This is a genomic window from Micromonospora sp. NBC_01655, from assembly GCF_026339755.1.
In the GTDB taxonomy this organism is placed as follows: domain Bacteria; phylum Actinomycetota; class Actinomycetes; order Mycobacteriales; family Micromonosporaceae; genus Micromonospora.
Window position 1 is genome coordinate 7,092,440 of the sequence record NZ_JAPEQF010000001.1, and the last position, 11,924, is coordinate 7,104,363.

An 11,924-nucleotide genomic window follows, 5' to 3' on the forward strand; every position below is an offset into this window, starting at 1 on the left:
CTGGACGCCGCAGCGCATCGGCGTGCGCCTACCTACACCTCGGCGCGGTCGACGACCTGACCGAGGTGTTCGCTCAGCGGCGAATCTCCGCGCTGGTCGAGGCAGGCATGGAGCTGTACGCTTGCAGCAGGCCGCGAAGCTGCGCGGCGACAAGCCGGCCGACGTGGTGGCGGCGTCGCAAGTCCGACCCGCTCGCGGGGGCACTGCGCCGGCTCCAGCAGCTCACCAAGGCCGCCGACGCCGACACGGTCCAGGCCGCTCGGGAGCAACTGCGCCGGGTCCTGTCGATCGAAACCGAGCTGTTCCGCGACGACACCCAGCCGACCGCGACCGAGCGCGAGCTGATGGACGAGATCCGCATCAGCACCCGGATGACGACAGCGAAGTGGCGCAACGAGGTGGACCAGATCCGGACGGTCGACGCCCGGCCGCAGGCCCGCCACCGGATGGTCCACGGCGTCCTGATGCCGGCCCACATTGCGGACCAGATCCCGGACCAGATTCCGCAGGAGTGGTTGGACCGATTCCGGACCAGCACGGTGGACCAGACCGAAGCCCCTGACCTGGACCACCCGGCGGACCAGATCCGCGGCCGCCGACCTGGACCAGTCGCGGACCACTCCGGTGGACCAGCCGGCCGGACCGGACCGGACCAGCGAGGACCAGATCCCGGACCAGACCGGGCTTCGCGCGACCTGGTCCACGCCCGGACCACCCGGCCCTCGTGGACTACGCCCGCGACCAGCGCGGTTGTGCCCGCCGTCCGCAGCGGACCACCGCCCGCGTGGACCGCGCCTGCCCGGTCAGCCCTGCCGCCGGGGGCGTGCGAGGTGCCGCCCCGGATCCGGGACATGGTTCAAGGCGGAAGTGGGGCGTACCGCGGCGACATCCTGCCGCCGGACGGTCATGGACCGCATGCGCTGGACCAGCGCCGGTGACGCCCAGACCGCCATCAACCTGGTCCGCGCCGAGCGGACCAAGACCACCGAGGAGAGCTGATGTTCGGCAAGCTGTTCTGAGCCGCCCGTGCGGCAGGACCAGGTCGCCCGGCTCCACGACCGACGACGAGGATCGCACCGCCGCCGCCCGGGACATCGACAGCCCGCAGCGCCCGGCGGTCCGGGACGCGGTGGCGAGGCGTCCACCCCGGCGGAGATCGACGCCGCGTACGACGCGTGGCGGCGCGGCGCCCGCTGACCCACCCACGCGGGGCCCGGCCTACGCCTGGACAGCCCGGCCGGGCCCCGCACCTACAGAGAGGCACCACCCATGATGACCGCTCCCTACCGGGTCGCCGGCACCGTGCCGGCCGACTCGCCGCTGCGGGCCCTCGCCGGCCACACCATCACCTTCCCCGCCCGCACGCAGGACGACGCCAACCGGCGGGCGGCCGAGCTATGCCAGGCCGGTGCCGCCGGTCGTCTGGCTGACCCGGCCCATGCCTTGGACGCCCATCGCCCTTGGCCTGGCCGGTGCGGTCCTCGGCGCCCTGGCCGCCGCGCTCATCGCGATCCTGGAGGGCCACGAGCTGCTCGCCGGGATCGCCGCCGGCGCCATGGTCGTGAACGGCCTCCTGCTGTTCCCCGCTCACCTGGAGATGGACCGGTGACCATCTACCGCGTGCATGATGGCCAGTACGAGGTGCTGCACAAGCGCGTCATCACCTACCAGCTCGACCTGGAGGGCCCCGGTGATGGGATGCTCGGTCTGCGCCCTCACCCGGGCGGCGCGGGCGGAGAACGAACCGATGGACTCCCCGCGGCTGGAGATCCGCGACACCCGGACCGGCACGACGGTCCTCGACTGGCTGGGGGGCTGACGTGGAACACACCATGTCCCCGACGGCGGTGGCGATCCTGCTGCTGCTCGCGATCGTCGTCGACTACATGAGCATCGGCCCGAACTCGCTGCGCGACCGGGCCGCGTTCTTCATGGCCCTGCCCGCCATCCGCGAGGGCTTCAACGGGTCGCCCGAAGACTGTCGCTGCAGCCGGTGGCGTCATCCAGAGCCTGCTCGACTCCACTGGCGGCGCCTACATCGCCGGAGCCAGCGCCAACGCGATCCTGGCGCGATCATCGGCCTGCTCTGGATCTACACCATCGGCTGCCTGCTGCCTGGCCGGGCTCGGCATGGTTCGCGACGCTGAGCTCCCGCAGAGCCCGCTCTACCGGCTCAACGGGAAGCTCTGGATCGTCGCGATCATCCTCGGCATGATGTCCGACCTGCCCGGCGGCGTCGTCGGGGACCTCACCCGCTCGCTGGTCGACATCGTGACCGGCGTCGTCGCCCCGCTGCCCGCCCTCCTGTTCGAGCTGCCTGATGCTGACCACCACGCTGCTGGCCGCCGCCGAGGAGCCGTCCTGGTGGCTGGGGCGGGGCCCATCGCCCTGGCCATCGTCGCCGCCGTCTACATCGCCGGGGCCACCATCCACCACCACGGCCGGCCAGGACCCCTCCCCGACCGGGAGGGTGACACCAGTGTCAGTGCGTCAAACCGCAGGTCAGCGCGGGCGCTCGACACCGATGACACCACCGTGACACCGGCTGGTGGGGGCGATCGAGGTCGGGGGCCAGCGCGTCCGGACAGGACGGCGCCGGGCCCGCGAGGCCGACGTGGACCTCGACCTGGACGGCGACGACGAGCAGGACGAGCCGGAGACGATCGAGGACGTCATCGACCGCCTCGACTTCCGGGGTGTGCCGTATGCCGAGATCGTCGCCACCGTGATGGGTGGGTTCCGGGTCAGCGAGTCGACGGCGAAGGCGGATCCGGGAGCGCGCCCGCGCCGAGCAGCCCACGAGCTATCCCTGGACGCAGAGCGCCTGCTGGCCGGCCGAGCGGGGGCGCTGCGTGTGCGGGGGAGGGCTACTCGGCGGGCTCGACGCCGGCTGCGCGGCAGATCTGGCGGATTCGCTCCCGGGTGTAGCCGGTGGCGGCGACGATCTCGCGCTGCGGGCGCCGGGCGCGGGCTGCCTCGACGATGGCCGCCGCGAGGCGGGGGGCCGCTCTGGGCTGGCGGTGCTCTTACCGAGGGCTCCAGTTCATCCATGGGCCGAGTGTCAACCAGCTTGGCAAAACAACTTGGCCTACCCGCTTGCGTCACGCCAACCCGTTGTGCCAAACCAGCTGGCGTAAGGGGAGCGCACCGAGGGAGACCGCCGCCCGATCCGCACCGCCGCCCGCCGATTGTCCAAATGGCACCGCCCTGGCCGCCGCCACCGGCATCCTGCTCAACGCCGGCCGCCCTCGCCGCCGCCACCTGGCGGGCCGGGCTCCCCGCCCAGGACCGCTGACCGCCCCCCGGGGCCGACCACCAGGTCGGCCCCACCCCGTACCGACCTGGAGGAATCCCATGAGCCAGCCCGCCACCGCCACCCCGACCAGCGCCCTGACCCCTCAGGACCGCCTCCGCTTGTTCCGCATCCTCGGCCGGATGCTGCCGCCCGGGGTGGTCTCGGCGCCCGATCCCTCAGAGGATGAGGACCGTGGACAGCCTGGCCGACACGCTGGAGGCGCTGGTCAACCGGCTTCGAAAGGAGCACGGGGACGAGTGCCGGGCACGCTGGGTGCTGCAGGAGCACGAGGACCTGATCTGCGCCGTCGGCCTGTTCGCCGCGCTCGCCGCACCCCAGGACCGGCCCCGCCCTCCCACTCCGGAGAAGGGCCGCTGAGGTTTGGTCGGCGCTGGCCGGGACGTCACCGGGCAGCACCGCGCCGCCGATCCTACCGGGGCGGCTGTCGCCTCCCGGACAGTCCCGCTTGACCGCCGCCGCTACGGTGCGCGGATGATCCGCGCCCTCCCCGCCACCGCCGCGCTCGTCGCCCTGGCCGCCGCGCTCGCCGGCTGCTCCAGCGACACCAAGCCCGCAGCCGCGCCGCCATCTTCGCCACCACCGCCGACTGCCAGCTCTTCACCGACCGGAAGCCCCACCGCCAGCCCGAGCCCGTCCGTCAACCCGGATACACCGCTGCCCCTCGGCAAGAGGCGCGACCGCACCGCCGACGGGTACGTCACCGCGACCGTGTACGGCTACCGGCACAACGTCGCCAAGAGCGCGCCCCGCCCCGACGAGCAGCCCGGCTACGTGTGGGGCGCCGCAGACGTGAAGGTGTGCGCCAACAAGGACATCTCCGCCTCGTCGGTAGGGGTGTCCCACGGGCCGTGGGTCCTCGTGTTCGCCGACGACACGGTCGCCGAGCCGTCGTCTACCGGCTACGAATCGTTCCCGGAGCCGGCGTACCCGTGGGCGGAGAAGCGCCCTCGCGCCGGGCCGGTGTGCGCGGGTGGATCGCCCTGTGCCGTGGCAGCGGCCAGCGCTTGTGGAGTACGCGCCGGTGAAGTGACGCCACGCTGGGCGGTGAAGTAGCCCGACGACGATGCGCCCCTGCCCGCCGCAAGGAGTGCCGCGAGCGGGGGCGCTGTCTGGTCTGGTCGGCGCCGGCCGGGAGCTCACCGGCGGGCACCGCAGTGGAGAACCTGGCCGGTGTGGTGCCGCCACCCGGCCACGGTCATGGGGACCACACCCGGCCCCGACCCACCAGCGACACCACCAGCGGCGCCGGCCACCACGCCGAGGATCGCCGTCTGCTGGGCGTCGGAAATCGGCAGACCGAACGCCACCCAGCGCCAGCACAGCGGTGACCGCCGCGGTGAGCACGCCGACGGTCACCAGCAAGCCTGTAGCCGCAGAGTCGAGCGAGGGGATTCGGGGTCATCAGTACCTCCTGGGTACGGTCGTGATGGTGCGGTACAGCGGGTCCCCGCCGGCTGGGCGGAGATCCCAGACAGCCCGGGCCGGGCATGCCGAGACGACCCCGCGCGGGGTGCGCGCCCGGTGCCGGGCCAGGTGATGGGGAGGTGCGCCGGCGGCCCGATGCGACCGGTGACGCAGGACTGGGCACCAGTGCCAGCAGAGGCGCGGGCGACCCAGCCCGGACAGCCGAACTCGGTACGGAGTATGATGCTCGCGGCGATCCGCAGGCCGGGGTCTGCAGGGGACTCCCGGTACGCGTCATCCAGGGCCACCACCCCGGCACCAGCGGCGCTCCGAAGGCCGCGCCTCAGCGGACAGGGCCGCCGAACGGGTTGACGACACCAGCGCCAGCCCGGCCGCCAATACCGCCGTCAGCAGCACCACGACCAGGACGTGCCAGCCTCGGACCGTCACCGCGGATCACCCGCCCCGGATGATGGGGCCGGCGACGATAAGGACGGCGGCGACGACGATGGCGAGGACAGAGCCAGATCCGTCCGACGTCGCCGCTCGTTTCCAGCTCCAGCACCCCGCCCACCCGCCGGCCCGGTCAGCAAGCGTGGACTGCGGCGACCAGCAGCGCTCGAAGCCCGGCCGGCCGGGACCAAAGGTCTGGTGGACTATCACCCCAGCCAACCGTGCCGCAGCCGAGGTCGCGTAGCGCCCGGGTGAGTCGCTCCAGCCTCACTCACGTGCCTGGCCCGGGCCGGCGCGGTCAGCGCGGCGGCGAGCGCCGCCGGGTCCTGGCCTGCGGCCACCAGCGCGGCGGCGACCTCGGCGGCCGTCTGGTCGCCCGACCCGGTGAGCAGTTCCAGGATCTGGAGCGTGCGGCCGTCGGCGTTGGTGGCCAGGTTGTTGGCCGTGACCAGCGCGGCCGTCTGGTCGACCAGCACGATCCCGTGCGCGGTCCGCCCGTCGAAGCCGGCCGGAACGAACGCCCAGGGCAGGCGGGACATCTCGGCGGCGACCTTCGGGTCCTTCAGGATGGCCAGGAACTCGGCAGCGGTCATGGTGCTCTCCTTGCTGGTGGGGGCCTTGATCAGGCCGATGGTGGTGAGGTACCGGCGGTACACCGCCGTCTGGTCCCGTCCCGCCTTGATGGCGTCCCGGAAGTAGCTGATGTGCGTGTGCCAGCGGTGCGACGAGTCGCCGGTCGTGCGCCGGCCGAGCCGGTCCCACCGCTTGACGGTCTTGCCGTCCGGGGAGTAGACCTCACGGATGTCCTGGTACCGGCCGCTCGCCTTGCACCTGGGCGACCAGCCATGCCGGCGAACGACCGCAGGTCATGGGTCTTGCCGCCGACGCGGACGGACCAGTCGCCGACGTCCAGGGCGCACGCCCAGCCGGCCAGCCCAGCCTGATCCCGGGGGGACTCGACCACGGAGTAGTCGCTGACCTTGCCGGACACCCGACGAACCCGGTCCGAGCCGCAGTGGTAGCCGCCGATGTGGGCGGGGTCGCCGACGATCCCGACCTCCGCCGGGTCCAGGTCGGCGGCGCGGGCGGTGCCCTTGTTGATGTCGAGGTGCTGAAGCAGCAGCTGACGGACGGCCAGCAGCGGGGCAGGGTGCCGTCATCGGTCCTCCGGTTACAGGGGTGAGGGGGCCGCGGCGCTCCAGCAGCTCCGGCCAGACAGCGTCGGCCGCCAGCACGGTGCCGCAGGTCGGGCATCCGCCCGCTCCAGCAGCCCGCTGAGGCCGCGGCGGCCACTGATGCCGGCGGAGTCGGTGGACGATGCCGGTCACCGCGGCTCGGGCAGGGACAGGGACACGGGGCCTCCAGGTCGGCAGGAAGGATTTGGCATGCGGCGTATCAGTGGACAGCAGCCGCGGGGTGGTGTGGCGTACGAGTCAAGCTCCAGGCTGCGCCGTCCGACGCCCGGTACTCGCTGATGCGAAGACCGTGACGCTGAAGTCGGTCGCGTTGAGCGCGTCGACGGGCAGGATGCCGCACCCGAGGACAGGCCGGGGCGGATCTCCCAGGGCATGACCATCCGGCCGGTCTCCATGTCGAGGATCGGCCGGGCGACCCTGAGTCGGCCGCCGTTGAGGGCGTACTGGTGCTCGGCCAAAAACTGGTCCCCGGCCCTGATCGCGTCCGCTGACGAACCGACGTCGGAGCCGAGGTCGATCGACGCCTGGCGGTTGAGCCCAGCAGCGACCAGCTCCGGCACCACCGACGACCGGAACACGAACCTATTGCGCCTGGCCGAGTCGCGCCAGCGGACGGTGACCATGTTGCTTTCCGGTCGGCGCTGCCCTGGGAGTCGTAGCCGTCGACGACGTCGCATTCGTACCGGACTGCTGGGCGCTGCACCCACTGAACCGGTACCGGCCGGCGTCGGTGCTCCCATGCCCGCCACGTACCGCGACTCCAGCGCGAGCAGGCTTCTCCAGCACCTGGGCGAGGACCCCAGCGTCCGGTACGCGAGCTGATCGATTGCGTGCGTCGTCGCCGCGATGGTGGCGGTCGCGCCGTCGTCGGTGAGCAGCCGGCCGATGAGATCGGCGACCACCTCGGAGGCGAGCACCGTATCCGCGTACCCCGTGGTCCGCTCACTGCCGGTCGCGTCGAAACGCATCGCCACGACCGCAATGTCGGTGAAGCTGGCCCACGCCAGATCGCTGGGCACCGTATACAGCCCGCCGGCCGTGCGCCAGTACCGCAGGTCGAGGGTGTCCCTGCCATTGGCCCAGTTGGTGCCGACCACACGGGTGGCGTACGGGCCGCCGTTGGTGCTGATCGTCGCCGTGCGGGCCGTGTCGTTCGCGCCACCGCCGGTGCTCAGGATTGCATCGACGTTCATATTGGCATCGTTGGAGCCGCCATCCCAGGCGTATCCGATCAGCGCGATCTTCTGACCGGCCAAAGCGATCCCGTCGTAGCGGGCGCTCACCCGGGACGTGTTCGAGATGTGCAGCCCGTCGGGGAACTGGACCACGAGCGCGTCCTTGCCGCTGCCGCCGGGGTCGTCCCCGCCGCCGACGGTCGCCCCGGTCACGTTGACCGCAGCCCGGCGGAAGTCGCTACTGCCAAGGCGCTGCACGTAGATCAGCGGCACCGTGCGGTCCCGGGTGTGGGCCTCGCCGACGGCCAAGGGTCCCAGATCTGCCCGCCGCCCGCCCCGGCCCATCCGCCGTCCCACCACGCCGTCAAAAGGTCGTACACGGTGACCTGCCCGTAGTAGGCGATCTCGTCGGGCTGGGTGGTCAGCGGCCGGGCCAGTGGCACCGTGCACGAGGCGTACCCGCCCGGGTCGGTCCACCGCATCACCAGGTCCCGGGCGTCGACGGTGACGTGCCGGTCCACGCGGGGGAGCCGGGACCGTCAGGGGGATGGGCAGGCTCACGTTCGCCTCCGGGTCTTCGAGCTCTCCCAGGTGCCGTCGCTGTCCCGCCAGCGGATGGTGACAAGCTCGGCCAGCACCTCGGCGGAGGTGACGCCATCGGGGTACACAACTTGCTCGATGGGCTCGTCGGGGCTCACGGCACCTCCTCAGCTCGACGGTGGGCGCGCGTAGAGGTAGCGCGGCCAGTAGTACGGGGTGAGCGTCGATGTCGAGGTCAGGACGTCCCGAGGGCTCCCGCCGTCGACCAGCCACACGACACGGTTGGTGACCCCCGGCGAGATCAGGGGCAGGCCACCGACTTGTAGAATCCGGCTGCGCATCCGCACCACCGCCCGCGCCGACCGCGTACACCATGTGCCTGGCGCCAAGATCCTGCGCGGGCCGCCGGAGTCCGGACCACACCCGGGCCACCGCGTACCGATCGTCCGCCGGCACCGGTTGCAGCAGGTCGACGTCGAGGGTGCCTGTGCCGGACACACGCTGGGCGTACACGGCGATCCTGGTCCCGCCGACCGGCGTCTCGGTCGCCGAGTAGCCGTCGTACACCGGGTCAGCGCCCACCGGCAGCTGGATGGTGCCGAGGTCGTAGTAGGCGACCACCCCGCTCTGCGTGACCGTCACCGGCGTGCCAGATCGGACGGTTGGTGTTGCCGTAGACCAGCTGCACCGACCACACGTCGAGATCGCGAGTGCCGCATCCGGGCCAGGATCCGGTACCGGCCGCGCACGGTCCGGGGTGGTGACCGCCGGCCACGATGTGGCGTGCCGTCGTCGGGTGATCCGGGCGTAGTTCGGCCCGGGTCCCGCTCATCAGCGGGTCGTTGGAGGCGGCCAGCGCCGTGGCGGTGCCGGTGGTCATCGCCTCCGCCTGGAGCACCATCGGCATCTGCGACGGCGTGCCCCGCCGGCGGATGCCCATCGCCACGGTGCGGTAGTCGTAGACGCTGCCCATGACGTCGCCGCCGAGCCGCAGGTAGAGGGGCGTCTCTACGTCACCGCGCACGCCGGCGATGTCGAGGTAGCAGCCGCCCGGGCTCGCCGGGTTGTTCGGCACGGTGACCGGGGCCAGCGTCTCGCGCAGGCCGTACGCGAACGGCTCGGCGAGAATGTCCACGTCGACCAACCGCAGCATCGTCGACCCCGCCACCTCCGTGATGCGGTTGATCGGCGACCTCAGCGTCCGGAAGAACACCGGCGCGGTGGTGCCCGGCTGCCAGCGCAGCACGTTGAACGGCCGGTCCAGCTCACGGCTGAGGGCCTGGAGGCGACGCCGTCCGGGTGCGCTGGAGACGATCAGCTCCAGGCGCAGCCGTAGTCCGGTTGTCGTACACCGCCGTGCTGACCGCCGCCCTGTCGGTCAGGAGCGTCTACACATGCCCCGCCGCAGTTCCGGCGGCGACAGGTCCGCGCCTCGTACCGCAGGCCCCAGCGGATGTCGTCGTTGAGGTCGGCCGGACCGTCGGCGTGGCCGAGATCGACGACGAACTGGACAGTCCACGCCTCACCCCGCCCGCGTGTAGAGGTCAGCGGTCCAGAGTCGAACCCACGGCATCCGGGCCAGTACCCGGGTCAGCGCCTGCTCCATCTGCTGGCCGAACTGCTCGGCCAGCGTCAGGTTTCGCCCCCAGACCGCCCGGCCGCGCTTTCCGCGGCCCGGGCCGGCGGAAGGCCGGCGGGGCACTGGCCACGGCCGCCGACCGGGTCTGCGTCGCACGTACGCGTCCTCACCGACACCAGCCCGCGCCCCGCTCACCCACCCAGTACGTCTCACCGGCTGACCGGTCCGCCACCGCTGGCCGCCGATGCCGGTGCCGATGGGCACGTTGCGGCCCTCGGAGCGCACCACCACCTCGTTGTGCTGGGTGGTGATCACCACCCGCTTGGACCGGATCGCCGCGATCAGCCCCCGGACGGTCTTCAGGTCATGCTCAGCCTGGCTGGTGTCGACCTTGACCTCACGCTCAATGTTCGGGATCCCGAACATCTCAGCGGCCAACTCCTCAGCCCGCCTGCAGTACTTCTCCCCATCGCCACGCAGCGCGGATGAACGCCGCCTCGGCCCCGCTCGGTCACCGCAAGCGGCCTGGTCCTCGTCAGTCCGTTCGAGCACCGCCTGCGCATGAGCTTTCGTGTCCCGCACCAGCCCGTTCAGGACTTCCCGGTTCTTCCGGCCGACCTCACTGTTGGTCTCAACGCCGCCGCTGGCCCGCTTCGCCGCCGCCGCCGTGTCGTCCAAGGAGCGTTCGAATGCGATCTCCGTGTCGATGACGGCGAGGTTCTGGTCGCGCAGTTCCCGCAACTGCTCCTGGAACGACTTCACCTCGGCGGTAGCAGATCCTGCGGCCTCGTCGACCTTCCGCAGCCCGTCGGCCGTCTCGTCGCCAGCGATCTTCCCGATGACGGCGGTGCTGCCGAGAGCGCCTTTCAGCTCGTCGACCTTCGCCCGGCCGTCGTCGATCCGGTCCGAGAACAGCGGGTTCCAGCCCCACAAGGCCCGGAAGCCGGCATCGGCCATCGAGGACACCCCGGTACAGGTCGGCGAAGGTATCGACGAGCGTGGTGACGGTGCGGATGCCCGACTCGCCGACCATGAACACGTACCGCAGCGCCGATGCGCCCTCGTCGGCGTCGTCGGCGAAGGTCGACAGCATGTCGGACAGGGCGTCGCCCAGCCGGGGCAGGCCCTCGGAAATCTCCCGCACGATCGGCCCGGCCGCCTCAGCGGCGTCCCGGATCCCCGGCGCCAGCTCCCGCATCAGGTCACCGACCCCACGGGCCAGCGGCTGTCGTACTCGGCGGCGGCGCCCAGCGCACCGTCGATGTCGTCGGAGATGTACACCCAGCGGCCCGACCGATCCCGAATGAATCCGCGCCGACCTCGTCGAGGTCACCCATCACCGTGTCGGCGAGATCAGCCGAGGCGGCCTTCACCCGTGCGTCCCGGGCGGCCAACGCGATCCCGCCAGCCACACCGCCGACACCAACCCCGCCGACGACCGCCCCGGCCACCGCCGCCGAGAGGGTAGGCACCAGGAACGCGGCCAGCGTGGCGGCGGCCACCGCCCCCACTGGGCCGAGGGGCGCCCGGGCGATCAACGGGCCGACTCGGGCCACGAACGCTGCGGCGAAGCCGGACGCCGCTTCCTCGCCCTGCTGCTCCAGGTCCGCAGCAGCTTTTGGACGTTGTTCAGCTTCCGTAGCTCGGACCGCTGCCGGTTCAGGTCCTGGATGATTTTGCCGCCGGTCCGGTCGATCTCCGCCGCCAGGGACCGCATCGCGGCCTCGGCTACGGCGATGTCGGCCGCCAGGCCGCGGTACTCGTCGCCGGCCTCGTCAGCCTCCTTGCCGGACCGTCGGGTCTTGTCGCCCAGGCCCTCGACCTGCTCACCGGCGACGGTGGCCTTCGTGCCGAGCTTGGCGACCTCGTCGCCGGTCTTCGCCGCCGCGTCACCGACGTCCTTGAAGGTCTTCGACGCGCCAGCGGCCGACGACGTCGAAGCGCACCTGCTCAGCCACGGCACCCCTCGTGCCGGATAGGTCGAGACCGCCGCGGTTGCCGTCCACCACACCAGGTCACGGATCTGCCGCCGTCATCCGGCAGCTCTCGTACGGAGGCACTCGCGCCTCGAACGTCATGAACGGTTCGATCGCGGCGAGCAGGATGGCACGTTCGGCGACCTCGAGGAAGACCCCGAGGTCCCACCAGCCGGGGGCGCTACCTCCCGCACAGCTCGGCCCGCAGCAGCCGCGGCACCTGGAAGTCGGTCAGCCGCCGCGTCGAGCCGGTCGCCTGCCGCATGGCCAGCCACGCCGCCACCC

Annotated in this window: 14 protein-coding genes; 5 read left to right on the forward strand and 9 right to left on the reverse strand. The window is 72.0% G+C overall.

What is annotated here, in order from left to right:
• Positions 1-32: 32 nt before the first annotated feature.
• Positions 33-704, reverse strand: coding sequence for a hypothetical protein (locus tag OOK41_RS31420; RefSeq protein WP_266267682.1), 672 nt, complete (start codon positions 702-704; stop codon positions 33-35).
• A gap of 734 nt (positions 705-1,438) precedes the next feature.
• On the opposite strand from OOK41_RS31420, the gene OOK41_RS31425 reads away from it, so the two are divergent.
• From OOK41_RS31425 to OOK41_RS31445, 5 genes are all read left to right on the forward strand, one after another.
• Positions 1,439-1,609 carry a hypothetical protein gene (locus tag OOK41_RS31425; protein ID WP_266267683.1) on the forward strand — a complete coding sequence of 57 codons (171 nt, stop codon included), beginning with the start codon at positions 1,439-1,441 and terminating at the stop codon, positions 1,607-1,609.
• Positions 1,610-1,690: 81 nt separating this feature from the next.
• Positions 1,691-1,819: a hypothetical protein gene (locus OOK41_RS31430; RefSeq protein WP_266267684.1), complete on the forward strand. Its 129-nt coding sequence runs from the start codon at positions 1,691-1,693 to the stop codon at positions 1,817-1,819.
• 28 nt (positions 1,820-1,847) lie between these two features.
• Entirely contained in the window at positions 1,848-2,147 is a 300-nt protein-coding gene (locus tag OOK41_RS31435) for a hypothetical protein (protein ID WP_266267685.1), read from the forward strand.
• A 1,340-nt stretch (positions 2,148-3,487) separates the two neighbouring features.
• The gene (locus tag OOK41_RS31440) at positions 3,488-3,673 is read left to right on the forward strand and encodes a hypothetical protein (protein WP_266267686.1); all 186 of its coding nucleotides are present in this window, start codon (positions 3,488-3,490) and stop codon (positions 3,671-3,673) included.
• 114 nt (positions 3,674-3,787) lie between these two features.
• Entirely contained in the window at positions 3,788-4,369 is a 582-nt protein-coding gene (locus OOK41_RS31445) for a hypothetical protein (RefSeq protein ID WP_266267687.1), read from the forward strand.
• Positions 4,370-5,379: 1,010 nt separating this feature from the next.
• On the opposite strand, the gene OOK41_RS31450 is transcribed toward OOK41_RS31445, so the two are convergent.
• The 8 genes from OOK41_RS31450 to OOK41_RS31485 all read right to left on the reverse strand — a co-directional run bounded on the left by OOK41_RS31450 (position 5,380) and on the right by OOK41_RS31485 (position 11,626).
• A complete protein-coding gene (locus OOK41_RS31450; RefSeq protein WP_266267688.1) occupies positions 5,380-5,829 on the reverse strand; it encodes a hypothetical protein in 450 nt (149 codons plus the stop codon).
• A gap of 668 nt (positions 5,830-6,497) precedes the next feature.
• The gene (locus OOK41_RS31455) at positions 6,498-7,817 is read right to left on the reverse strand and encodes a hypothetical protein (RefSeq protein WP_266267689.1); all 1,320 of its coding nucleotides are present in this window, start codon (positions 7,815-7,817) and stop codon (positions 6,498-6,500) included.
• Positions 7,808-8,065 (reverse strand): hypothetical protein, encoded by a 258-nt coding sequence (locus OOK41_RS31460; RefSeq protein ID WP_266267690.1) that lies wholly within the window; start codon positions 8,063-8,065, stop codon positions 7,808-7,810. Before OOK41_RS31460 ends, OOK41_RS31455 begins: the two co-directional genes overlap by 10 nt.
• Positions 8,066-8,101: 36 nt before the next feature.
• Positions 8,102-8,242 (reverse strand): hypothetical protein, encoded by a 141-nt coding sequence (locus OOK41_RS31465; protein WP_266267691.1) that lies wholly within the window; start codon positions 8,240-8,242, stop codon positions 8,102-8,104.
• Between the two features lie 9 nt (positions 8,243-8,251).
• Positions 8,252-8,425, reverse strand: a complete 174-nt coding sequence (locus OOK41_RS31470) for a hypothetical protein (RefSeq protein ID WP_266267692.1) — start codon at positions 8,423-8,425, stop codon at positions 8,252-8,254.
• 230 nt (positions 8,426-8,655) lie between these two features.
• On the reverse strand, positions 8,656-9,330 hold the full coding sequence (locus OOK41_RS31475; protein ID WP_266267693.1) for a hypothetical protein: 675 nt from the start codon (positions 9,328-9,330) through the stop codon (positions 8,656-8,658).
• 276 nt (positions 9,331-9,606) lie between these two features.
• A complete protein-coding gene (locus tag OOK41_RS31480; RefSeq protein WP_266267694.1) occupies positions 9,607-10,620 on the reverse strand; it encodes a hypothetical protein in 1,014 nt (337 codons plus the stop codon).
• 577 nt (positions 10,621-11,197) lie between these two features.
• Positions 11,198-11,626 carry a hypothetical protein gene (locus OOK41_RS31485; protein ID WP_266267695.1) on the reverse strand — a complete coding sequence of 143 codons (429 nt, stop codon included), beginning with the start codon at positions 11,624-11,626 and terminating at the stop codon, positions 11,198-11,200.
• Between the last annotated feature and the right edge of the window lie 298 nt (positions 11,627-11,924).

Coding starts and splice junctions, on each gene's coding strand:
- OOK41_RS31470 (WP_266267692.1), bottom strand. CDS start 8,425: ATGCGCAGCCGGATTCTACAAGTCGGTGGCCTGCCCCTGATCTCGCCG.
- OOK41_RS31480 (WP_266267694.1), bottom strand. CDS start 10,620: ATGGCCGATGCCGGCTTCCGGGCCTTGTGGGGCTGGAACCCGCTGTTC.
- OOK41_RS31425 (WP_266267683.1), top strand. CDS start 1,439: ATGCCTTGGACGCCCATCGCCCTTGGCCTGGCCGGTGCGGTCCTCGGC.
- OOK41_RS31445 (WP_266267687.1), top strand. CDS start 3,788: ATGATCCGCGCCCTCCCCGCCACCGCCGCGCTCGTCGCCCTGGCCGCC.